The 22,353-nt window shown below is 69.1% G+C and carries 25 protein-coding genes; 22 read left to right on the top strand and 3 right to left on the bottom strand.

What is annotated here, in order from left to right; translation table 11 throughout:
- The first annotated feature begins 127 nt into the window (after positions 1–127).
- The 17 genes from rho to ABD151_RS00475 all read left to right on the top strand — a co-directional run bounded on the left by rho (position 128) and on the right by ABD151_RS00475 (position 14,552).
- On the top strand, positions 128–2,092 hold the full coding sequence (rho, locus tag ABD151_RS00555) for a transcription termination factor Rho (protein ID WP_343990119.1): 1,965 nt from the start codon (positions 128–130) through the stop codon (positions 2,090–2,092).
- 109 nt (positions 2,093–2,201) lie between these two features.
- Entirely contained in the window at positions 2,202–2,417 is a 216-nt protein-coding gene (rpmE, locus tag ABD151_RS00550; RefSeq protein WP_343990116.1) for a 50S ribosomal protein L31, read from the top strand.
- A 108-nt stretch (positions 2,418–2,525) separates the two neighbouring features.
- Positions 2,526–3,599, top strand: coding sequence for a peptide chain release factor 1 (prfA, locus tag ABD151_RS00545; RefSeq protein WP_343990113.1), 1,074 nt, complete (start codon positions 2,526–2,528; stop codon positions 3,597–3,599).
- Positions 3,596–4,444, top strand: coding sequence for a peptide chain release factor N(5)-glutamine methyltransferase (gene prmC, locus ABD151_RS00540; protein ID WP_343990110.1), 849 nt, complete (start codon positions 3,596–3,598; stop codon positions 4,442–4,444). The genes prfA and prmC overlap by 4 nt, the downstream gene beginning before the upstream one ends.
- Entirely contained in the window at positions 4,441–5,091 is a 651-nt protein-coding gene (locus ABD151_RS00535) for an L-threonylcarbamoyladenylate synthase (protein ID WP_343990107.1), read from the top strand. The genes prmC and ABD151_RS00535 overlap by 4 nt, the downstream gene beginning before the upstream one ends.
- Positions 5,091–6,215, top strand: a complete 1,125-nt coding sequence (locus ABD151_RS00530) for a glycosyltransferase family 4 protein (protein WP_343990105.1) — start codon at positions 5,091–5,093, stop codon at positions 6,213–6,215. Before ABD151_RS00535 ends, ABD151_RS00530 begins: the two co-directional genes overlap by 1 nt.
- A 103-nt stretch (positions 6,216–6,318) precedes the next feature.
- Entirely contained in the window at positions 6,319–6,765 is a 447-nt protein-coding gene (locus tag ABD151_RS00525) for a hypothetical protein (protein WP_343990102.1), read from the top strand.
- A 30-nt stretch (positions 6,766–6,795) separates the two neighbouring features.
- Positions 6,796–7,032 (top strand): AtpZ/AtpI family protein, encoded by a 237-nt coding sequence (locus tag ABD151_RS00520; RefSeq protein WP_343990099.1) that lies wholly within the window; start codon positions 6,796–6,798, stop codon positions 7,030–7,032.
- A gap of 34 nt (positions 7,033–7,066) precedes the next feature.
- Positions 7,067–7,891 carry a F0F1 ATP synthase subunit A gene (gene atpB, locus ABD151_RS00515; RefSeq protein ID WP_343990096.1) on the top strand — a complete coding sequence of 275 codons (825 nt, stop codon included), beginning with the start codon at positions 7,067–7,069 and terminating at the stop codon, positions 7,889–7,891.
- 80 nt (positions 7,892–7,971) lie between these two features.
- Positions 7,972–8,181 carry an ATP synthase F0 subunit C gene (atpE, locus tag ABD151_RS00510; RefSeq protein ID WP_343990743.1) on the top strand — a complete coding sequence of 70 codons (210 nt, stop codon included), beginning with the start codon at positions 7,972–7,974 and terminating at the stop codon, positions 8,179–8,181.
- A gap of 36 nt (positions 8,182–8,217) precedes the next feature.
- Positions 8,218–8,763, top strand: a complete 546-nt coding sequence (locus ABD151_RS00505) for a F0F1 ATP synthase subunit B (RefSeq protein ID WP_343990093.1) — start codon at positions 8,218–8,220, stop codon at positions 8,761–8,763.
- Positions 8,763–9,572, top strand: coding sequence for a F0F1 ATP synthase subunit delta (locus ABD151_RS00500; protein ID WP_343990090.1), 810 nt, complete (start codon positions 8,763–8,765; stop codon positions 9,570–9,572). Before ABD151_RS00505 ends, ABD151_RS00500 begins: the two co-directional genes overlap by 1 nt.
- A gap of 38 nt (positions 9,573–9,610) precedes the next feature.
- Positions 9,611–11,251 (top strand): F0F1 ATP synthase subunit alpha, encoded by a 1,641-nt coding sequence (atpA, locus tag ABD151_RS00495; RefSeq protein WP_343990087.1) that lies wholly within the window; start codon positions 9,611–9,613, stop codon positions 11,249–11,251.
- Positions 11,252–11,254: 3 nt separating this feature from the next.
- Complete coding sequence (locus ABD151_RS00490; RefSeq protein WP_343990084.1) at positions 11,255–12,169, top strand: F0F1 ATP synthase subunit gamma; 915 nt, start codon at positions 11,255–11,257, stop codon at positions 12,167–12,169.
- A 3-nt stretch (positions 12,170–12,172) separates the two neighbouring features.
- Positions 12,173–13,624, top strand: a complete 1,452-nt coding sequence (gene atpD, locus ABD151_RS00485) for a F0F1 ATP synthase subunit beta (RefSeq protein ID WP_343990082.1) — start codon at positions 12,173–12,175, stop codon at positions 13,622–13,624.
- Entirely contained in the window at positions 13,624–14,028 is a 405-nt protein-coding gene (locus ABD151_RS00480; RefSeq protein ID WP_343990079.1) for a F0F1 ATP synthase subunit epsilon, read from the top strand. Before atpD ends, ABD151_RS00480 begins: the two co-directional genes overlap by 1 nt.
- Before the next feature lie 71 nt (positions 14,029–14,099).
- On the top strand, positions 14,100–14,552 hold the full coding sequence (locus ABD151_RS00475) for a DUF2550 domain-containing protein (RefSeq protein WP_343990076.1): 453 nt from the start codon (positions 14,100–14,102) through the stop codon (positions 14,550–14,552).
- A 30-nt stretch (positions 14,553–14,582) separates the two neighbouring features.
- Here ABD151_RS00475 and ABD151_RS00470 read toward each other — a convergent pair whose 3' ends face one another.
- Complete coding sequence (locus ABD151_RS00470) at positions 14,583–16,100, bottom strand: class I adenylate-forming enzyme family protein (RefSeq protein ID WP_343990073.1); 1,518 nt, start codon at positions 16,098–16,100, stop codon at positions 14,583–14,585.
- A gap of 113 nt (positions 16,101–16,213) precedes the next feature.
- Here ABD151_RS00470 and ABD151_RS00465 point away from each other — a divergent pair, with 113 nt between their 5' ends.
- Positions 16,214–16,828, top strand: a complete 615-nt coding sequence (locus ABD151_RS00465; RefSeq protein ID WP_343990070.1) for a TetR/AcrR family transcriptional regulator — start codon at positions 16,214–16,216, stop codon at positions 16,826–16,828.
- Positions 16,829–16,846: 18 nt separating this feature from the next.
- Here the strand turns inward: ABD151_RS00465 and ABD151_RS00460 are convergent, their stop codons facing one another.
- Positions 16,847–17,365, bottom strand: a complete 519-nt coding sequence (locus ABD151_RS00460) for a flavin reductase family protein (RefSeq protein ID WP_343990067.1) — start codon at positions 17,363–17,365, stop codon at positions 16,847–16,849.
- A gap of 84 nt (positions 17,366–17,449) precedes the next feature.
- On the opposite strand from ABD151_RS00460, the gene ABD151_RS00455 reads away from it, so the two are divergent.
- Positions 17,450–18,454 (top strand): LLM class flavin-dependent oxidoreductase, encoded by a 1,005-nt coding sequence (locus ABD151_RS00455; RefSeq protein WP_343990064.1) that lies wholly within the window; start codon positions 17,450–17,452, stop codon positions 18,452–18,454.
- A 54-nt stretch (positions 18,455–18,508) separates the two neighbouring features.
- Positions 18,509–19,033, top strand: coding sequence for a nuclear transport factor 2 family protein (locus ABD151_RS00450; RefSeq protein ID WP_343990061.1), 525 nt, complete (start codon positions 18,509–18,511; stop codon positions 19,031–19,033).
- A 129-nt stretch (positions 19,034–19,162) separates the two neighbouring features.
- Here the strand turns inward: ABD151_RS00450 and ABD151_RS00445 are convergent, their stop codons facing one another.
- Positions 19,163–19,738 (bottom strand): cob(I)yrinic acid a,c-diamide adenosyltransferase, encoded by a 576-nt coding sequence (locus ABD151_RS00445; RefSeq protein ID WP_343990058.1) that lies wholly within the window; start codon positions 19,736–19,738, stop codon positions 19,163–19,165.
- Between the two features lie 192 nt (positions 19,739–19,930).
- On the opposite strand from ABD151_RS00445, the gene ABD151_RS00440 reads away from it, so the two are divergent.
- Both ABD151_RS00440 and ABD151_RS00435 read left to right on the top strand, forming a co-directional pair.
- Positions 19,931–20,239, top strand: coding sequence for an STAS domain-containing protein (locus ABD151_RS00440; protein ID WP_343990055.1), 309 nt, complete (start codon positions 19,931–19,933; stop codon positions 20,237–20,239).
- Positions 20,240–20,349: 110 nt separating this feature from the next.
- The coding region (locus ABD151_RS00435) for a protein meaA (RefSeq protein ID WP_343990052.1) at positions 20,350–22,353 on the top strand (2,004 nt) is incomplete at its 3' end.

Raw genomic sequence — 22,353 nt, 5'->3', positions numbered from 1 at the left:
CGGGCGTTCAGCTCCGGTCTGCGCGCCGGTGCGCCCGAGGGGGCCTCGCGATGGGGCCACCGGGCAGCGCCTTTCTCATCTCGTCCCCGTATCTGCGGGCTGCACGAAGGATCAAAGGGATCAACTCGTGACCGATGCACCACAAGCCGACGCCGTGACCGAGGGCGCCGCGCCCGCTGCTGCGAAGGAGCCCAAGAAGCGCAGCGGCGGACTCAACGGCATGCTGCTCGCCGACCTCAAGGCGATGGCCGCCGGCCTGGGGATCCCCGGCAGCGCCAGCATGAAGAAGGCGCAGCTGGTCGAGGCGATCCGGGGCGCGGGCACGCCGGTCGCCAAGGGGCAGCGGAGCAAGGCGGAGAAGCCCGCCGCCGAGAAGTCCGCAGGTGAGAAGCCCGCTCCCGCCACGTCGGCCCCGGCCGGCGCCTCGGCGGTCGAGGCCGCTCCCCGCCAGGCGGCACCCGAGCGCGAGCGGCAGGCGCCGAGCGCCGAGCAGGGCTCCGCGCAGGCCGAGCAGCCTGCGCTGATCGAGGTCAGCCAGCGACGTCGTCAGCGTGGCAAGAAGGCGGTCGAGGCCGAGCAGGCGCCTGTCGAGCAGGCGGCGAGCGAGGGCCGCAACCGCGAGGCCCGCGATGGCGCCGGCGGCGGCAACCGGGACGGCAGGGACGGCAACCGCTCCGCCAACCGGGGCGAGCAGGGTCAGTCCGAGCGCGGTCAGCGTGGCGAGCAGGGCAAGCAGGGTCGCCAGCAGGAGCAGGCCAAGCAGGAGCAGGGCAAGCAGGAACAGGGCAAGCAGAGCCGCCAGGGCCAGGATCAGGGCGACGGCAAGCAGGAGCAGAGCCGCCAGCAGAGCCAGCAGAGCCAGCAGGACCAGCACGACGACGGCGAGGGCGGTAGCCGCAACCGGCGTCGCCGTGGCCGGGACCGGGACCGGTCCGGGCGTCAGCGCAACGAGCCCGACACCACGATCCTCGAGGACGACGTCCTGGTGCCGGCGGCCGGCATCCTGGATGTGCTCGACAACTACGCCTTCGTGCGCACCACCGGCTACCTGCCGGGTGCCGAGGACGTCTATCTCTCGCTCTCCATGGTGCGCAAGTTCGGGCTGCGCCGTGGTGATGCGGTGGTCGGCCAGGTGCGCCAGCCGCGCGAGGGGGAGCGGCGCGAGAAGTTCAACCCGATGGTCCGCGTCGACGCCGTGAACGGTGCCGACCCGGAGCTCGCGGCCGAGCGGAGCGACTTCGCCGAGCTGACCCCGGTGCACCCCACCGAGCGCCTGCGCCTGGAGACGGACGCTGCCAACGTCGCCGGCCGGATGATCGACCTGGTCGCGCCGATCGGCAAGGGACAGCGTGGTCTGGTGGTGGCACCGGCCCGCAGCGGCAAGACCACCCTGCTGCAGTCGATCGCCGACTCGGTGGCCGCCAACCACCCGGAGTGCCACCTGATGGTGGTCCTGGTCGACGAGCGCCCCGAAGAGGTCACCGACTTCCAGCGCTCGGTCAAGGGCGAGGTGATCGCCTCCACCTTCGACCTGCCCGCCACCGACCACATCGCGCTGGCCGAGCTGGCCCTGGAGCGTGCGAAGCGACTGGTCGAGCTCGGCCACGACGTGGTCGTGCTGCTCGACGGCGTCACCCGCCTGGTGCGCGCCTACAACCTGGCCGCTCCGGCCGGCGGCCGGATCCTGGCCGGCGGGCTCGACGTCTCGGCGCTCAACCCGCCCAAGCGCCTGTTCGGCGCTGCTCGCAACGTGGAGCACGGCGGCTCGCTGACGATCCTGGCCACGGCCGGCATCGACTCGGTGGCCGAGGCCGACGCGGTGATCCTCGACGAGTTCGAGGGCACGGCCAATCTCGAGGTGCGCCTGCGCCGCGACCTCGCCGAGGCCGGCCAGCACCCGGCCATCGACGTCACCGGCTCCAGCACCCGGCGCGAGGAGCTGCTGCTCAGCGAGGAGGAGCGGGCCGCCCTCGGCGCGCTGCGCGCCAAGCTGGCCGGCTCGGACGCCGTCACCGCGGCCACGGAGCTCGCCACACTGGTCCGTGGCACGCAGAGCAACGTGCAGCTGCTGTCCGGCCTCACTCGACGCTGACCCCGATTGGCCCCGAGCTTGCTCGGGGTGGCAGAATCAAGAGGTTGGTTCCGGTTCCCGTGCCCGACCCGAGTGCACGACCCGGCGGCCCCACTACAAGGAGAGAAACGTGAAGAAGGACATTCACCCCGAGTACGTCGAGACCCAGGTCAGCTGCACCTGCGGCAACACCTTCACCACCCGGAGCACCCAGACCTCCGGCGTGATGAAGGCCGAGACCTGCTCGAACTGCCACCCGTTCTACACCGGCAAGCAGCGCATCCTCGACACCGGCGGCCGCGTGGCCCGCTTCGAGGCCCGCTACGCCAAGAAGGCTGCCAAGTAGCATTGCCGTGACGCCGGTCCCCGTTCTCGTGACGGGTGACCGGCGTCCTGCATTTCTCGTCGCCGCCCCAGGTGCGGCGCGGCATCGGTCGGTCGACGGAGGAGAGCCATGTTCGAGGCAGTTGAAGGTCTCGCGGAGGAGCACCGCGAGCTCGAGCAGCGGTTGGCCGCGCCCGAGACCCATGCCGACCAGCGCCTGGCCAAGAGGCTGAACCAGCGCTACTCGGAGCTCTCCGCGATCGTCCGCACCTGGCGCGAGTACCTCTCCCTCGGCGATGACATCGAGGCCGCGCGGGAGCTCGCCTCCGACGACCCCGAGTTCGCCGCCGAGGCGACCAACCTCGAGCAGCGCCGCGACGAGACCGCCGAGCGGCTGCGCCGGCTGCTGGTGCCCCGCGACCCCAACGACGCCAAGGACGCCCTGCTCGAGGTGAAGTCCGGCGAGGGTGGTGAGGAGTCCGCGCTCTTCGCCGGTGACCTGCTGCGGATGTACACCCGCTTCGCGGAGCAGCGGGGCTGGCGCGTGGAGGTGCTCGACGCCACCGTGTCGGACCTCGGCGGCTACAAGTCGGTGACCGTCGCGGTCAAGGCGAAGGGCACCCCCGAGCCCGGCGAGGCACCCTTCGCGCTGCTCAAGTTCGAGGGCGGGGTGCACCGGGTGCAGCGGGTCCCGGTCACCGAGTCCCAGGGCCGCGTGCACACCTCCGCGGCCGGTGTCCTGGTGATGCCCGAGGCCGAGCAGGTCGACGTCTCGATCGACGAGAACGACCTGCGCATCGACGTCTTCCGCTCCAGCGGTCCCGGCGGTCAGAGCGTCAACACGACCGACTCGGCGGTCCGGATCACGCACGTTCCCAGTGGCATCGTGGTCAGCTGCCAGAACGAGAAGTCCCAGCTCCAGAACAAGGAGCAGGCGATGCGCATCCTGCGCGCCCGGCTGCTGGCGGCTGCCGAGGAGGGGGGCGACGCCGAGGCGAGCGAGGCGCGTCGCTCCCAGGTGCGCACGGTGGACCGCTCGGAGCGGGTCCGCACCTACAACTATCCGGAGAACCGGATCTCCGATCACCGCACCGGCTACAAGGCCTACAACCTCGACGTCGTCCTCGATGGCGAGCTGCAGCCGGTGATCGACTCGCTCGTCGCAGCCGACCTGGCTGCCCGGCTGGAGAGCCTGGAGCAGTGAACCGGCAGCTCCTCGCCGACGCCGCCGCGACCTTGGCGGGTGCCGGCGTCGCCTCGCCGCGACGTGACGCCGAGCTGCTCCTCGCCCACGTGCTGGGCGTCGAGCTCGGCCGGCTGGTCCTGGCCGATGCGGCCAACGCCCAGCAGCGTGAGCGGTTCGCCGAGCTGGTGGCGCGCCGCGAGCAGCGCGAGCCGCTGCAGCACCTCACCGGCGTCGCCTGGTTCCGGCACGTCGAGCTGGCCGTCGGTCCGGGCGTCTTCGTGCCCCGGCCGGAGACCGAGCTGCTGGCCGGCTGGGCGATCGAGCGTGCGCACACGGCCCTCGCCGAGCGCGGCGAGGTGGTCGTGGTGGACCTCTGCACCGGCTCCGGAGCGATCGCCAAGGCGGTCGCCGACGAGGTTCCGGGCGCTCGGGTCCACGCGGTCGAGCTGGACCCGAGCGCGCATCGCTGGGCCGAGCGGAACCTGGCCGGCTCCGGTGTGCAGCTGCGCCACGGCGACATGGCCGACGCCTTCACCGACCTCGACGGCACCGTCGACGTCGTGGTCTGCAACCCGCCCTACATCCCGCTCGAGGCGTGGGAGAGCGTGGCGCCCGAGGCGCGCGACCATGACCCGCACCTCGCCCTCTTCTCCGGCGACGACGGCCTGGTCGCGATGCGGATCCTGGAGGAGCGTGCTGCGCTGCTGCTGCGTCCCGGCGGCTGGGTGGGTGCCGAGCATGCCGACGCCCAGGGGGAGAGCGCTCCGGCCGTCTTCAGCCGGACCGGTCGCTGGCGCGAGGTGCGCGACCATGACGACCTTGCGGGACGTGCACGATTCCTGACTGCGAGACTGGGAGGATGAGCACCGTGAAGCTCTCCACGTCCGAACCCGACGATCTCGACGCCGCGATCACCACCGCGACCGGCGTCATCCGCCGCGGTGAGCTGGTGGTGCTGCCGACCGACACCGTGTACGGCATCGGCGCCGACGCCTTCAACCCCGAAGCGGTGCAGGCCCTGCTCGACGCCAAGGGGCGTGGCCGGGAGATGCCGCCGCCGGTCCTGGTCGCCGCCGCCGCGACCCTCTCCGCGCTGGCCACCGACGTGCCGGACTGGGCGCGGGCGCTGGTCGACGAGTTCTGGCCCGGCCCGCTGACCCTGATCTGTCACCAGCAGCCGTCCCTGCGCTGGGACCTGGGCGAGACCCGCGGCACGGTCGCGGTGCGGATGCCGGACGACGAGGTAGCGCTGGCCCTGATCGACCGGACCGGCCCGCTCGCCGTCAGCTCGGCCAACGCGACCGGCCAGCCCGCCGCCACCGACGCCGACGCGGCCCAGGCGATGCTCGGCGATGCCGTCGCCGTCTACCTGGACGCCGGCCCCACGGCCGGCGCCGAGCCGTCGACGATCCTCGACGTCACCGGCGACGCCCCCCGGGTGCTGCGCCAAGGAGCGCTCTCCCTCGACGAGATCAACCGCGTGCTGGCCCCCTTCGAGGTCCGTGCCTGATGCGGGAGTACCTCCTGGTCTTCCTGGTCGCCGCGTCGGTGACCTACCTCCTCACCGTGATCGCCCGGGAGATCGCTCTGCGCACGCATGCGGTCGCGCAGGTGCGGGACCGCGATGTGCACGTGGTGCCGATCCCGTACTTCGGGGGAGTGGCGTTGCTGGGAGGCCTGGTCGCGGCGTACTTCGTGGCCCGGCAGCTGCCGTTCCTCTCGCTGAGCGCACCCAACGTGATGCGCGATGCGGGGGTGGTGCTGGCCGCGGGAGCCTTCGTCTGCCTGGTGGGGGTGCTCGACGACCTCTTCGAGCTCGACGCGCTGACCAAGCTCGGGGGACAGGTGATCGCCGCCGGCCTGCTGATCGCCTTCGGCGTCCAGTACCGGTTGATCCCGGTGCCCGGCGAGGGGCAGTTCGCCCTCGACCAGTCCCAGGCGGCGCTGCTGACCGTGGTGATCGTGGTGACCACCATCAACGCGGTCAACTTCGTCGACGGCCTGGACGGGCTGGCCGCCGGAGTGGTCGGCGTCGGCGCGCTGGCCTTCTTCCTGTTCTGCTACCAGATCGCGAACCTGAACGACCAGACGCTGGCGGTCACCGGGGCGCTGCTCTGCGCGGCGCTGGGCGGTGCCTGCGTCGGCTTCATCCCGCACAACTTCTATCCGGCCCGGCTCTTCATGGGCGACTCCGGCTCGATGCTGCTGGGGCTCTTCCTCTCTGCCTCCGCGCTCACCCTGACCGGCCAGTTCGCGCCCACCGACGTGACCCGTGGCGGCGCGGGCACCGAGTCGAGCCTGCTGCCGACGCTGTTGCCGATCATCGTCCCGCTCTCCATCCTGATCGTGCCGCTGGCCGACCTGGTGCTGGCCGTCATCCGGCGCACCCGGCGTGGTCAGCGCTTCTATCAGCCGGACAAGCAGCACCTGCACCACCGGATGCTGGAGATCGGCCACAGCCACCGGCGCGCGGTGCTGATCATCTGGCTGTGGGCCGCCCTGATCGGCTTCGGCACCGTGCTGGCGTCGCTCTACGCCAGCCCGGCGGTCTGGGCATTGATCGGTGCCTGGTTCCTGCTTACCGTGGTGCTGACCTTCGTGGTGCCCAAGCTGAGCGGCATCGACCCGGTCTGAACCGACCCCGGTTGGAGCCACGAAAGGCGCTTGTGCTAATTTTCACAAGCGCCCAGGGCAACCTGTGGCACCGAATCCGCCCTCCATCAGAACGGCCGCCATCATGACGACCGCGACGCACTTCAAACCCGGTTCCACGGGTCGTCGCGCGCTCGTTCTGGCGGGCCTGGTCGGCGCCTGCGCCGGTCTGGTGGCCACGGTTCTCGGAGCGGTCCTCGGCGGCAGCTCCGCGGCGTGGGGCGCCGTGGCCGGAACCGTGCTGGTCCTCGTCGTCTTCGGTGGGGGAGCGCTCCTGGTCGACCTGGTCGCCGGGGTGATGCCCCAGGCATCCCTGCTGATCGCCCTGCTCACGTATGTGCTCCAGGTCGTGGTGATGGCGCTGGTCTTCCTCGCGCTGAGCCGCAGCGGGCTGCTGGACGACGCGCTGGACCGCCGTTGGCTGGGCGGCACGGTGATCGCCGGAACCTTCGCCTGGCTGGTCTCGCAGATCGTCGTATCCACCCGGGTGCGGCTGCCGGCCTACGACCTGACCGATCCGGGTGCGCGATGACCGCGCGCGGCTGCTATTCTCCGGTGCGCAATGGCACAGCAGAATCCCTCGTCTTCGAATCCGGACGATCACCACGAAGCTCCCAAGGGCGACCCTTGGCACGCCTTCGGCTACATGGTCTCGGGCGTGTTCGTCTACGGGCTGGGCGGCTGGGCACTCGATCGCTGGTTGGGGACCACCTTCCTGGTGGCGGTCGGGATCCTGCTCGGCGCCGGGTTCGGCCTCTACATGACCTGGTCCAGATTCAACCGGCCATCCGCAAACTAAGACTTGCAGCAGTGCAACTGACACAGGAGACACCGTGAGTTCGATCGCGACGTCCGTGACGCGTGCCGAGGGCTTCCACGCCCCCGGTCCCGGAGACTTCAACCTCCCGCCGATCGGTCCGGACAAGACGTTTGAGTTCCTCGGGCAGGAGATGTACCTCGGCGTCACCAAGCCGATGCTGCAGCTGGTGCTCGTCGCCGGCATCGTTTTCGTCTTCTTCTGGGCCGCTTCGCGCAAGCGGGCCATGGTCCCGAGCCGCCTGCAGTACGTGGGCGAGCAGGGCTACGGCTTCGTGCGCAACTCGATGGGTCGCGACATCATCGGCAGCAAGGACTTCCTGCCGTACGTCCCGTACCTCTTCGCTCTCTTCTTCTTCATCCTGATCAACAACCTGTTGGCCAGCGTTCCGTTCTTCCAGTTCCCGACCTTCTCCCGAGCCGGGCTCGTCTACGCCCTGGCGTTGATCAGCTGGCTGGTCTACATCGGCGTCGGCATCAAGAAGCACGGCTTCCTCAGCTGGCTCAACCTGATGTGCGTGCCGAGCGGCGTCAGCAAGGCGATGTACCCGCTGCTGATCCCGCTCGAGTTCATGTCGAACATCCTGGTCCGCCCGGTCACCCTGGCGCTCCGTCTGTTCTGCAACATGTTCGCCGGTCACATGCTGCTGATCCTGTTCGCCCTTGGTGGCGAGTACCTGATCGTGGAGATGTCGGCGGCCTACGCTCCGGTCGGCATCATCGCCTGGCTGCTCTTCATCATCATCTCGTTCCTCGAGATCCTGATCCAGTTCCTGCAGGCGTACGTCTTCGTTCTCCTGAACGCGATGTACATCCAGGGCTCGCTCGCTGACGAGCACTGACCTCCAGCTCCAGCTGCTCCACCTCCACACCCCAAGTTTTCCAACAAGGAAATAACCGAAAGGAAACAGCCGTGCTTGCTATGGCTATCGAAGGCAACTTCAACATGATCGGCTACGGCCTTGCCGCGATCGGCCCCGGTGTCGGTATCGGTCTGATCTTCGCCGCCTACATCAACGGTGTTGCCCGTCAGCCGGAGGCCCAGAGCCGCCTGCAGACCATCGCCATCCTGGGCTTCGCGCTCGCCGAGGCACTCGCGATCATCGGTATCGCCCTCGCGTTCGTTCTCTGACCCAGCTGACGTAGGACCCGGAAGAAGGACCTGCCCATGCAGACTCTGACCATCAGTGCGGCGGGGGGCGAGCTCAACCCGCTCATCCCGCACCCGATCGAGATCGTGCTCTCACTCGTTGTGTTTGCGATCTTGTTCTTCGCGGTCAAGAAGTTCGTCGTGCCGAACTTCGAGGCCACGTTCGCCGAGCGCACCTCGGCGATCGAAGGCGGACTCGCTGCGGCCGAGACCAAGCAGGCCGAGGCTGACGCCAAGCTTGCCGAACTCGAGGCACAGCTCTCCGAGGCCCGGCACGAGGCTGCTCGCATCCGCGAAGAGGCCCGCGAGCAGGGTGCGGCGATCGTTGCCGAGCTGCGTGCGCAGGGTCAGGCCGAGCAGGCCCGCATCGTCGACGCGGGCAAGGCGCAGATCGAGGCGGAGCGCCAGCAGGCGATCACCTCGCTCCGTGCCGAGGTCGGCTCCCTTGCCACCGGTCTTGCCGGTCGCATCGTCGGTGAGAGCCTGGACGACGAGGCTCGCCAGAGCCGCGTGGTCGAGCGCTTCCTTGCCGAGCTGGAGACCAACCAGAGCGGAGTCAACTGATGCAGGTTCGTGGTGCTTCCGCAGACGCCCTGGCCGCCCTCACCGGTGAGCTCGAGGCCCGTCTGCAGGGTGGGACCGACGCCGCCCGCGTAGGTGGGGACCTGTTCCAGGTCTCCCAGCTGCTGCGCGGCGAGCCCGGCCTGCGCCGGATCGCCACGGACGCATCGCTCGAGGCCGGCCCGAAGCAGGAGCTGGTCCGCCAGATCCTCGCGGGCAAGGTGGACCAGGTCGCCCTCGACCTGGTCGCCTCGGCCGTCGGACGCCGTTGGACCGCAAGCCGCGACCTCGCGGACACGGTGGAGCGGTTGAGCGAGGTGGCGACGGTCCGGACCGCCGGCGACGACGCCTCGCGGCTCTCCGACGAGCTGTTCGAGTTCGAGCAGGTCGTGGCGCAGAACCCTGCGCTGCGCGACGCTCTCTCGGACACCAGCCGTTCGATCGACGACAAGACCGTCCTGGTGCGTTCCCTCCTCGAGGGCAAGGCGCTTGAGGCGACTGTCACGCTGGTCCAGCAGTCGCTGGCCGGTACCTACCGCACCGTCGGTGCCGCCCTCCAGAGCTACCAGAAGGTGGCTGCTGAGGTGGCAGGCAAGAGCGCGGCGACCGTTCGGGTCGCTCACACGCTCTCTGCGGCCGACCGCCAGCGCCTGGCCGATGTGCTGAGCGCTCAGTACGGGCGGGCGATCCACCTGAACGTCGTCGTCGACCCCAGTGTCGTCGGCGGTGTCCGTGTGGAGATCGGTGACGACGTCATCGATGGCACCGTGGCCGGGCGTCTCGACGACGCCCGTCGCAAGCTCGTCAGCTGATCAGCACAGAGAACAGAACTTCAACCTAAGGAAGAGAGATGACGGAGCTTTCCATCCGTCCGGAGGAGATCCGGGACGCCCTGCAGCGCTTCGTGTCCGACTACCAGCCCACCAGCGCCAGCAAGGAAGAGGTCGGAACGGTCGCAGAGGCCGCCGACGGCATCGCCCGTGTCACGGGTCTGCCCTCCGTCATGGCCAATGAGCTGCTCGAGTTCGAGGACGGCACCCTCGGTCAGGCCCTGAACCTCGACACCCGCGAGGTGGGTGTCGTGATCCTGGGCGACTTCGACAAGATCGAAGAGGGCCAGAAGGTTCGTCGTACCGGCACCATCCTTTCGGTGCCCGTCGGTGACGGCTACCTGGGCCGGGTCGTCGACCCGCTCGGCAACCCGATCGACGGTCTGGGCGACATCGAGTCCGTCGGCCGCCGCAACCTCGAGGTCCAGGCCCCGGGCGTCATGCAGCGCAAGTCGGTCCACGAGCCGCTCTCCACCGGCATCAAGGCGATCGACGCCCTGGTTCCCGTCGGCCGCGGTCAGCGTCAGCTGATCATCGGTGACCGTGCCACCGGCAAGACCACCATCGCCATCGACACGATCATCAACCAGAAGTCGAACTGGGCCACCGGCGACCCGAACAAGCAGGTTCGCTGCATCTACGTCGCCATCGGTCAGAAGGGCTCGACCATCGCCTCCGTGCGTGGCGCCCTGGAAGAGGCCGGCGCGCTGGAGTACACCACCATCGTGGCCTCCCCGGCGTCCGACTCGGCCGGCTTCAAGTACCTCGCTCCGTACACCGGCTCGGCCATCGGCCAGCACTGGATGTACGAGGGCAAGCACGTCCTGATCGTCTTCGACGACCTGACCAAGCAGGCCGAGGCCTACCGCGCCGTGTCGCTGCTGCTGCGCCGCCCGCCGGGCCGCGAGGCGTACCCGGGCGACGTGTTCTACCTGCACAGCCGCCTGCTCGAGCGTTGCGCGAAGCTCTCCGACGACATGGGCGCGGGCTCGATGACGGGTCTGCCGATCATCGAGACCAAGGCCAACGACGTCTCGGCGTTCATCCCGACCAACGTCATCTCGATCACCGACGGTCAGATCTTCCTGCAGTCTGACCTGTTCGCGGCCAACCAGCGTCCCGCCGTGGACGTCGGTGTGTCGGTGTCCCGCGTCGGTGGTGCGGCGATGACCAAGGCGCTCAAGAACGTCACGGGATCGCTCAAGGTCGACCTGGCGCAGTTCCGCGCCATGCAGGCGTTCGCGATGTTCGCCTCCGACCTGGACGCCGCGTCGCGTCAGCAGCTGGCCCGCGGTGAGCGGCTCATGCAGCTGCTCAAGCAGCCGCAGTACAGCCCGTACGCCGTCGAGGACATGACCGTCTCGATGTACCTGGGCACCAGCGGCAAGCTCGACATCGTGCCGGTCGCGGACATCCTGCGCTTCGAGTCGGAGTTCCTGGACTTCGTCAAGCGGAGCAACCCGGGCATCCTGTCGGCCATCGCCGAGTCCCTCAAGTTCGAGGACTCGACCGAGCAGGCCGTCGACGCTGCGTACGAGGAGTTCCTCAACCAGTTCGAGACCTCGGACGGCAGCTCGATCAAGCCGGGTTCCGCCAAGGCCGAGGCACTGGCTGACGAGGACGTCGAGCAGGAGCAGATCGTCAAGCAGAAGCGGGGCTGACCCATGGCCGTTTCGCTGCGTGAGTACCGCGCGCGGATCAAGTCGACCGAGTCGACGAAGAAGATCACGCGCGCCATGGAGCTCATTGCTGCGTCCCGCATCATCAAGGCGCAGAACCGGGCTCAGGCCGCGGCTCCGTACGCCCGCGAACTGACCCGTGCCGTGAGCGCGGTGGCCACGTTCTCCGACGTGAACCACCCGCTCACGACCGAGCCCGAGAACCCGAAGCGGGCCGCGATCCTGGTTGTCACCAGCGACCGCGGTCTCGCGGGTGCCTACGCCTCCAGCGTGCTCAAGGAGGCCGAGGGCCTTCGCGAGAAGCTGGTGGCCGAGGGCAAGACGGTGGACCTGTACATCTCCGGCCGCAAGGGCGAGGCGTACTACAACTTCCGTCGTCGTCCGATCGCCAACTCCTGGACCGGTTTCTCCGACCGGCCCACCGTGGAGATGGCGGCCGAGATCGGCGCCACCCTGGTCGAGGTCTTCACGGCCGAAGAGGGTGTGGCCGGTCAGGTCGACGAGGTCCACGTGGTCTACACCCGGTTCAGGTCGATGCTCTCGCAGGAGCCCACCGCTGTGCGGTTGCTCCCGCTGGAGGTCGTCGAGGGTACCGAGGCGCCGGACGCGGACGAGCTGCTGCCTCTCTACGAGTTCGAGCCCTCGGCTGCCGAGGTGCTGGACTCCCTGCTCCCCAAGTACGTCAACAGCCGCATCTACTTCGCCCACCTGCAGGCCGCAGCCTCCGAGCTCGCTGCCCGCCAGAAGGCGATGAAGTCGGCTACCGACAACGCGGAGGAGCTCATCAAGAAGTTCACCCGGATTGCCAACCAGGCCCGCCAGGCTGGCATCACCCAGGAAATCAGCGAGATTGTCGGTGGAGTCAACGCTCTTGCCGACGCCCAAGCCGGGAATGAGTGAGAAATGACTGCCACTGTTGAAGAGACCGTGAGCGTGGGTGGCGGCGTCGGCCGCATCACCCGCGTGATCGGACCGGTCGTGGACATCGAGTTCGCGGCCGACGAGATGCCCGCCATCTACAACGCACTGAAGACCGACGTCACCATCGGCGACGTGACCACCGAGCTCACGCTCGAGGTCGCCCAGCACATCGGTGACGGCATGGTCCGTGCGATCTCGATGAAGTCGACCGACGGTGTCGTCCGGGGCGCGCAGGTCCGCGACACCGGCGACTCGATCACCGTGCCCGTGGGTGACGCCACCCTCGGCAAGGTGTTCAACGTCACCGGCGAGGTGCTGAACCTGGAGCCGGGCGAGAAGTTCGAGGTCAACGAGCGGTGGGGCATCCACCGCAAGGCCCCGTCCTTCGACCAGCTCGAGTCGAAGACCCAGATGTTCGAGACCGGCATCAAGGTCATCGACCTGCTCACCCCGTACGTGACCGGTGGAAAGATCGGTCTGTTCGGTGGTGCCGGTGTCGGCAAGACCGTTCTGATCCAGGAAATGATCGCCCGTGTGGCCAAGAACCACGGTGGTGTGTCGGTGTTCGCCGGTGTCGGCGAGCGCACCCGTGAGGGCAACGACCTGATCGAGGAGATGAAGGACGCTGGCGTGTTCGACAAGGTCGCCCTTGTCTTCGGCCAGATGGACGAGCCGCCGGGCACCCGTCTGCGGGTCGCCCTGTCCGCGCTGACGATGGCGGAGTACTTCCGCGACGTCCAGAACCAGGACGTGCTGCTCTTCGTCGACAACGTCTTCCGGTTCACGCAGGCCGGCTCCGAGGTCTCGACCCTGCTGGGTCGCATGCCTTCGGCCGTGGGCTACCAGCCGAACCTCGCCGACGAGATGGGTCAGCTCCAGGAGCGGATCACCTCGACGCGTGGTCACTCGATCACCTCGATGCAGGCGATCTACGTGCCGGCCGATGACTACACCGACCCGGCTCCGGCGACCACCTTCGCCCACCTGGACGCCACCACCGAGCTCTCGCGTGAGATCGCCTCGCTGGGCATCTACCCGGCCGTGGACCCGCTCACGTCGACCTCGCGGATCCTGGACCCGCAGTACATCGGTCAGGCTCACTACGACGCCGCCATTCGCGTGAAGCAGATCCTCCAGCGCAACAAGGAGCTGCAGGACATCATTGCGATCCTCGGTGTCGACGAGCTGTCCGAAGAGGACAAGATCATCGTGTCCCGTGCTCGCCGGATCCAGCGCTTCCTGTCGCAGAACACCTACGTTGCCAAGCAGTTCACCGGCATCGAGGGCTCGACCGTGTCGGTCTCCGACACGATCGAGGCGTTCAACCAGATCGCCGACGGCGACTGGGACCACGTGGCGGAGCAGGCGTTCTTCATGTGCGGTGGCCTCGACGACGTCGAGCGTAACTGGGCCGAGATTCAGAAGAGCCTCTGATGAGCGAGTCCGGTACCCACGCGCTCCAGGTCGAACTGGTCGCGGCGGAGCGTCTCGTGTGGTCGGGCGAGGCCAAGATGGTCGTCGCCCGCACCACCGAGGGTGACGTCGGCATCCTGCCGGGTCACGCTCCGTTGCTCTCGCTCCTGGTGGAGGGCGTCGTCGACGTCACCACCGTCGAGGGTGAGACCTGGGTGGCCGCGATCGACGCCGGCTTCCTCTCGGTTGCCGGCGACCGGGTCTCGATCCTGTCCGAGCGGGCAGAGATGTCGCACGAGATCGACCTGGAGAAGGCGCGTCACGACCTCGAGCGTGCGCACGCCGCAGGCGAGAACGACGACGAGGCAACGGCCGCTGTGCGCAGCGCCGAGGCCCGGATCCGGGCGGTCGAGAAGGCCTCCTGACAACTGCACATTGCCATGCCCTAGAGTGACGCTACTCAGCGTCACTCTTTGGGCATTTATAGGGAGGTCGAATGCCGCTTTGGCAGTGGGTCGTCGACGTGGTCGCCGTCCTCCTGGTGCTTCTCGTCCTCTACGGCGTCGCTCTCGTGGTCCGGCGCCGGGTGCTGTCCCGCGATGGCGGCACGTTCGAGCTCAGCTACCGCGCCCGGTCGAGCACGACCGGGCGCGGCTGGGTGCTCGGGCTCGGACGCTACGCGGGTGAGGAGCTCGAGTGGTTCCGGATCTTCTCGCTGTCGCCGCGTCCGGGGCGGGTCTGGAAGCGGTCGGCGCTGGCCTTCGACGGACGCCGGGACCCGGTCGGCCACGAGGAGCTCGCCCTGTACGCGGACCACGTGATCGTGGTGCTCAGCGACGGACGCGACGAGCTCGAGCTGGCACTCGGCCCGGGATCGTTGATGGGATTCCAGTCGTGGCTCGAGTCGGCCCCTCCGGGCACCGACTGGGACCGCGACCGACCACGTTGATCGGCGCGCGGCCCCGTCGGGTGCGACTGCTCAGTCGTCGGCTGGGGTGAGGGCGACCAGCTCGTGGCGCTGGACCTTGCCGGCTGCGGTGCGGGGCAGCTCGTCCACGAACAGATAGCGCTTCGGGATCTGATATCCGGCCAGCCGGGGCGCGCAGAACTCGCTGAGCTGCTCAGCGGTCGGCGCCGGCCCGGTGCTGACGACGGCAGCGGTGACCTGCTCGCCCCAGCGGGCGTGACGGACGCCGTAGACGGCACAGTCCGCAACGGCGGGGTGCTCCAGCAGCACTTCCTCTACCGCGCGGGGATGGACGTTCTCCGCGCCGGTCTGGATCATGTCGTCGGCGCGGCCGAGCAGGTAGAGGTAGCTGTCGGCGTCCTGATAGCCGACGTCGCGGGTGTTGAGCCAACCGTCGCGCAGCACCCCTCCGGTCGGGTCCTCGGCTGCCAGGTAGCCGGTGGTCAGGCAGGGGGTGCGGAGCCAGACCTCGCCGGCCTCGCCGGTCTTCGCGACGTCGCCGAGCGGGCCGCGGACCTGGAGCTCCACATCGACGCCGGGCCGGCCGGCTGAGGCGAGTCGCTCCGGGTGCTCGTCGACGGCACGGTGGTCCTCGACGCTGAGGAAGGTCACGCCGCCGCCGGTCTCGCTCATTCCGTAGACCTGGGAGAAGTCACAGCCCAGCAGGCGGATCGCATCGTTGAGCAGGGCGGGCGGGATGGGGGAGGCGCCGTAGGCGACGTGCCGCAGCGCCGGCAGCGGCTCCGGGCGTCGATCCAGCTCGTCGACCACCGCGTGGATCAGGGTGGGCACCAGGATCGCGTGGCTGATCGCCTGGTCGCGCAGGGTGTCGATCAGGCCGCGGGCCGAGGCGTCGTCGCTGTAGTGGACCGTGACGCCGGCCTTGAGGCAGTAGGCGGTCCAGGTGGCCCCGGCGGCGTGGAAGGTCGGCGGGACGATCAGGGCCCGGTCACCGGGGGAGTAGCGGTGCACCTGGGCGTGGGCCATGGTCGCCTCGACGGCACGCCTGCTCAGCGGGACGGCCTTGGGCGTCCCGGTCGAGCCGGAGGTGAAGTAGATCATCGCCACCTGGTCGGCGTCGGTGACCGGCGCCTCGTCGGTGGTGCTGCGCTGGGCCCAGGGGCTCGTGCCCGCGGCGGTGATCGAGACCTGCTCACCCATCGCGGCCCTGGCCTCGGTCTCGAAGCGGGCGTCGGCGACGAGGTGGTCGAGCGCGACCGCGCGCGCCGCGGCCGTGATGGCGCCGCTCGGCAGGCGCCAGTTCATCCCGACCATCGCCGCGCCGGCGCGCCAGGTGCCCAACAGCACGGCGGGGTAGTGGGTGCGGTTGGGTCCGAGCCAGCCGACCCGGTCGCCGGGCCGGATGCCGGTGGCGCGCAGATGGTCTGCGACCTGGTGGGCTGCCCGGTCCAGCTGGGCCCACGACAGGGTGCCATCGGCGTCGACGACGGCGGGCTCCTCGGGCCGCTCGCTGGCATGCCGGCGGACGGCCTGGTCGATGGTGAGGTTGTTGAGGTCGGTGGTGGTCATGCGGGGTCCTTGGGGCTCGAGGGGCGGGCTGCGCGGCTGGGCGCGGGGGCGATCGGAACGGGCAAGGAAGGGTCGGATGACGGCGGCGGACGGCGTGTGAGTAGTTTGACGCTGTGACGGGGCAGCGGCGGGAGAGCACGGAGCAGGCGCTGCTGCGTGCCGCACGCACGGTCTTCGCGGACAAGGGCTTCTTCAACGCCAAGATCACCGACATCACGCGTGAGGCGGGCTGCTCGGCCGGGTCGTTCTACACCTACTACGAGAACAAGACCCAGATCCTGGACGCGTTGCTCGACGAGTTCACCGGCCAGGTGACCGCGGCGTCGCTGGCGAGCAGGAGCGGAAGTCCGTACGAGCAGATCAGCGGAGTGGTCGGCGCGTTCTGGACGGCGTTCCGTGCCCACCGGCCGGAGATGATCGGGCTCTTCGGTCTGCGGTTGACAGACGCCCGGTACGCCACGCGCTGGCGCGAGGTCCGCGCGCTGGGGGTCAGCGGCATCGCCGCGCAGCTGGTGGAGTTCGAGCGGTCCGGATGCCGGCTGGTCGGGGAGCCGCAGGTGCTGGCCTCGGCCCTGCTGTCGATGTTGGAGTCGTTCGCCTGGACCTGGATCGCCGAGGATGGTGACCTCGGTGTCCCTGCCCCCGGAGACGACGAGGCGATCGCGACACTGAGCCGGATGTGGTTCGCGATGCTCTTCGGGCCGCAGCCGGACCTCGGCGACGGCTGAGCTGCGCACGGCCGGCACCTACCAGCCCAGAGCGTCGTAGGCGCCGCGGAAGTACAGCAGCGGTCGGCTTCCGGTGAGCACCGCAGTCTCCTCGACTCGGCCGATCACGATGTCGTGGTCGCCCTGCTCGATGACCTCGTGCAGGTGACAGTCCACGTGGACGCTGGCGCCGGCCAGGCGGGGCGCGCCGGTGGTGCCGCTCGTCCACTCCAGCCCGGCGAACTTGTCGTCACTGCGGCGGGCGAACTGCTGGCTGACGGCGCGCTGCGACTCGGCGAGGACGTTGATGGTGAACGCCGGGCTGCGGCGGATCCGCTGCCAGCTCTGCGAGCTTCGCGAGGCGCAGAACAGCACCAGGCGCGGCATCAGCGACAGCGAGCTGAAGGACTGGCAGGTGAAGCCCACCGGGTCGTCGTCCACGGTCGCGGTGACGACCACGATCCCGGAGGCGAAGCGCCCCATGGCGTCGCGGAAGTCGGCCGGTGCGTACCGGGCCGCGGGCGGCTCCGGCGGGAGGATCTTCAGGGCTGCTGTCATCGCTCTTCCTTCGATTCAGGGGCCAGCTCTTGACCTTTCTCCAAGACTGAATCTAAATTCAATGTCAGTCAAGAGGAGGAAAGAATGGAACTTGGATTGCTGTCCCTGGGCGACTGGCTGCCCGACCCGACCACCGGCGTGCGGGTCTCGCAGGAGGAGCGACTGCGAGCGATCGTGGAGATGGGTGTCCGGGGTGAGGAGCTGGGCTTCGACGTGTTCGCCGTCGGCGAGCACCACTTCAACGACTACATCGTCTCGTCGCCGCTGATGATGCTCGCCGCGGTCGCCGCCCGGACCCGTCGGCTGCGTCTCACCACCGCCGTCACCCTGTTGCCGCTGCACGACCCGGTCCAGCTGGCGGAGGACTTCAACACGCTGGACCAGATCTCTGCCGGGCGCGCCGAGCTGGTGCTGGGCCGCGGGATCTCCAGCGACGGGTATTCGGAGTTCGGGGTCGACCCGGCCGCGGCGCGTGAGGAGACGGTGCGGCGCTACGACCTGCTGCGCCGGATCTGGGCGGAGCCGGAGGTGAGCTGGTCGGGCCCGTGGCGGCCCGACCTCGAGGGCGTCGCGGTGCAGCCTCGTGCGCACCAGGCGGAGCCGCGGGTCTGGATGGGCACCGGGATGAGCGAGGACTCGGTGCGCTGGACCGCCGAGCTCGGCATGCCGCTGATGCTGCCGAGCATCTTCAAGCCCGCCGAGGAGTGGCGTGATCTGGTCGCGCTCTACCGCCAGCTCATGCACGACTCCGGCAAGGGGGCGCAGGCCGTCGTCGGCGCCTGCAGCCACGTGCACATCGCGCCGACCAGCCAGTCGGCGCGGGACTCCTGGCGCCCCTACCTGACCGGATATGCCGAGTGGGCCAACCGGATGCGCAACGTCGACCAGCGCGTGGACTTCGACCGGATCGTGGCCGGCCCTGCCGTCTGCGGATCGCCTGCGGAGGTGACCGAGCGCCTGCTGTCGATGAAGGAGGCGCTGCAGCCGGACGTCCACCTCTCGGTGCTCGACATCGGCGGACTTCCCGCCGCCAAGGTCACCGAGAACATGGAGCTCCTCGCCGATGAGGTGATGGCCAAGGTCCGCTGAGGCCGGTTGTCCGATTCCTCGGCCTGGCGCGGCGGGTTCTGCCAGGGTAGGCGCATGGCGCAATGGACCCGCGATGAGTTGGAAGCGGCGTTCGCCGGATACACGGCGGCCGTCGAGAAGTGCGTGGCGACGGGGGACTGGGAGCACTTCGTGCAGTGCTTCACCCCCGATGCCACCTACGTCGAGCACGCCTACGGCAACTTCTCAGGGCACGAGGAGATCCGGCGCTGGGTGACCCGGACGATGGGCAGCTTCCCGGCGACCGAGATGGTCGCCTTTCCCGCCAGGTGGGTCACCATCGACGTCGAGAAGGGCTGGGTGATCTGCGAGATCGACAACCCGATGCGGGACCCGGGCGACGGGTCCCGGTTCGGGCAGTCCAACATCACCATCCTGCGCTACGCGGGCGACGGCCTCTTCCGCGAGGAGGAGGACGTCTACAACCCGATGGACTTCCTGGCGCAGACCAGCGCCTACGTGAAGCGGTGTGCCGAGCTCGGCACCCTCTCCGAGGAGGCCCGCCGCTGGGCGACGAAGTTCAACGTCCCGCTGCCGGATGTCCACAGCCCCACGCGATAGTCCCTGACGAAAGCCCCCGACACGCCGTGTGTCGGGGGCTTTTCGTCAGGGGACAATCGCGAAGTCGCCGGTTCGCGTCAGGGTTCTCCGCCGGTCGGTGGTCGGCTCACGCCCTCCGCTAGTTGCTCGCTACGAACGTTCGCCTCCGGGGACCCAGAGCACGTCGCCGGTGGCCCGGTTGGCGTGGCGCGCGAGGATGAAGAGCAGGTCGGAGAGCCGGTTCAGGTACTTGATCGCCAGCAGGTTCATCGTCTCCGCGTGCTCGGCGTAGGCCGCCCAGCCATCGCGCTCCGCGCGGCGCACGACGGTGCGTGCGACATGCAGGTGGGCGGCGCCGGGGGTGCCGCCGTTGAGGATGAACGAGCGCAGGTTCGGCAGCTGCTCGTTGTAGGAGTCGCACCAGCCCTCGAGGCGGTCGATGTACTCCTGCTCGATCCGCAGCGGCGGGTACTCCGGGTTCTCCACCACCGGCGTGCAGAAGTCCGCGCCGACGTCGAAGAGGTCGTTCTGGATCCGCGTCAGCACGGCGACGACCTCGTCCTCGAGCTCGCCGGTCGCCAACGCGACCCCGATGAAGGCGTTCGCCTCGTCCACCGTCGCGTAGGCCTCCAGGCGCAGATCGTTCTTCGACGTCTCGCTCATGTCGCCCAGCCGGGTCGTGCCGGCGTCGCCGGTGCGGGTGTAGATGCGGGTCAGATTCACCATGCCTGCAGGGTAGCGGGCGAATCTTCCGAAGAAATCCGGGTACGGAGGCAACCCATCTCGCTCTCGCGGCGTCATAGTTGTAGATGGAAGCCGTCAGTACGAGAGAGATGGAACCGTCAGCACGCGACGATTACGACGATCAGGACCGTCACGAAGGCGTATCGGGCGCCTTCGCTACGAGAGGGATGAGACATGGACATCATCAGCACAGGCGAGACCCTGGTGCTCGCTGGAGAGTTCGACGTCCGCTCCACCACCGAAGTCCGCGACGCGATCCACCAGCACCTGTTCGGTGAGGACCGCGACCTGCTGATCGACATCACCGACGTCACCGTCATCGACCACACCGCCTTGCGCGTGCTGGCCGCGGCGACCCGTCTCGCCGGCCGGCGTGGCCGGCAGGTGACCTTGCGTGGGGCAGGTCCGGCCGTGCGCCGGATGCTCCACATGACACACCTGATCCGCGTCGTCGAGCTGGAGCGCGCTGCCCGGATCGCCTGAACGGGCCGCGTGCCTGCTGCAAGGTGGCGTGTGCGCTCTTCTGCCAAGGTGGCGTGTGCCACATCTCGGATAGGTTAACGAACCCTCACCGAAGGCTCTAGGCTCTGGACATGACCGAAGCCACCCCTGCCAAGGATCGTCCTTGGGTGATGCGGACCTACGCCGGCCACTCGACGGCGGAGGCGTCCAACGCGCTCTATCGCACCAACCTCGCCAAGGGGCAGACCGGCCTCTCGGTCGCGTTCGACCTGCCCACCCAGACCGGCTACGACCCGACGTCGCCGCTGGCGCGCGGTGAGGTCGGCAAGGTCGGCGTGCCGATCCCGCACCTGGGGGAGATGCGCAAGCTCTTCGCGGACATCCCGCTCACCGACATGAACACGTCGATGACCATCAACGCCACCGCGATGTGGCTGCTGGCCATGTACCAGGTGGTCGCCGAGGAGCAGAACCCCGACCTGGCTCCGGAGCAGGTCGCCGCGCAGCTGGCCGGCACCACCCAGAACGACATCATCAAGGAGTACCTCTCGCGGGGGACCTACGTGTTCCCGCCCGAGCACTCGCTGCGCCTGATCAGCGACATGATCGTCTACACGGTGCACAACATCCCGAAGTGGAACCCGATCAACATCTGCAGCTACCACCTGCAGGAGGCCGGTGCGACGCCCACTCAGGAGCTCGCCTACGCGCTGTGCACGGCGGTCGCGGTGCTCGACCAGGTGAAGAACTCCGGTCAGGTCTCCGAGGCCGACTTCGAGAAGGTCGTCGGGCGGATCTCGTTCTTCGTCAACGCCGGGGTGCGCTTCATCGAGGAGACCTGCAAGATGCGGGCCTTCACGCAGCTGTGGGACGAGATCACCCGCGAGCGCTACGGGGTGACCGACCCGAAGATGCGTCGCTTCCGCTACGGCGTGCAGGTCAACTCGCTCGGCCTCACCGAGGCGCAGCCGGAGAACAACGTCCAGCGGATCGTGCTGGAGATGCTCGGCGTCACGCTGTCGAAGAACGCCCGCGCCCGCGCGGTGCAGCTGCCGGCCTGGAACGAGGCGCTCGGCCTGCCGCGGCCGTGGGACCAGCAGTGGTCCCTGCGGCTCCAGCAGGTCCTCGCCTTCGAGTCCGACCTGCTCGAGTACGACGACATCTTCGAGGGCAGCCACGTGATCGAGGCCAAGGTCGCCGAGCTGGTGGCGGGCGCCAAGGCCGAGATGGACCGGGTGCAGGCGATGGGCGGAGCGGTCGCCGCGGTCGAGGCGGGCTACATGAAGTCCGAGCTGGTCGCCTCGCATGCCCGCCGCCGGGCCCGGATCGAGGCCGGCGAGGAGATCATCGTCGGCGTCAACAAGTTCGAGACCACCGCGCCGTCGCCGCTGACCGCCGATCTCGACGGCGCCATCCAGACCGCCGACCCTGCGGCCGAGCAGGCCGCGATCGCGAGCGTCCAGGCCTGGGGCGAGCAGCGTGACGACGCCGCAGTCGCCGAGGCGCTGGCTGCACTCGCCGCCGCCGCCAAGACCACCGACAACCTGGTGCCCTTCACCCTCGCGGCGGCCCGGGCCGGCGCGACGACCGGGGAGTGGACCGCCACCCTGCGTGAGGTGTTCGGCGAGTTCCGTGCGCCTACCGGGGTCAGCGGAGCGGTCGGCGTCGCGGACGCCGGCGCCGAGCTGGCGGCGGTTCGCGAGCAGGTGCAGGCGACCGGTGAGGAGCTCGGCGGGCGGCTGCGCCTGCTGGTGGGCAAGCCCGGACTCGACGGTCACTCCAACGGCGCCGAGCAGGTGGCGGTGCGGGCCCGTGACGCCGGCTTCGAGGTGATCTACCAGGGGATCCGGCTGACCCCCGAGCAGATCGTCGCCGCTGCGGTCGCCGAGGACGTGCACTGTGTCGGCCTATCGATCCTCTCCGGCTCGCACATGGAGCTGGTCCCGGCCGTGCTGCAGGGCCTGGCCGCAGCCGGGATGGGCGACGTGCCGGTGATCGTCGGCGGCATCATCCCCGACTCCGACGGCAAGCAGCTGATCCGCCAGGGAGTGGCCGCCGTCTACACCCCGAAGGACTTCGGCCTGACCGAGATCATGGGCGGCATCGTCGAGGTCATCCGCAAGGCCAACGATCTC

Source organism: Nocardioides dubius, assembly GCF_039528155.1.
GTDB classification, from domain to species: domain Bacteria; phylum Actinomycetota; class Actinomycetes; order Propionibacteriales; family Nocardioidaceae; genus Nocardioides; species Nocardioides dubius.
The sequence above is the reverse complement of the archived record's forward strand: the minus strand, read 5'-3'. Positions and strand labels throughout refer to the sequence as shown.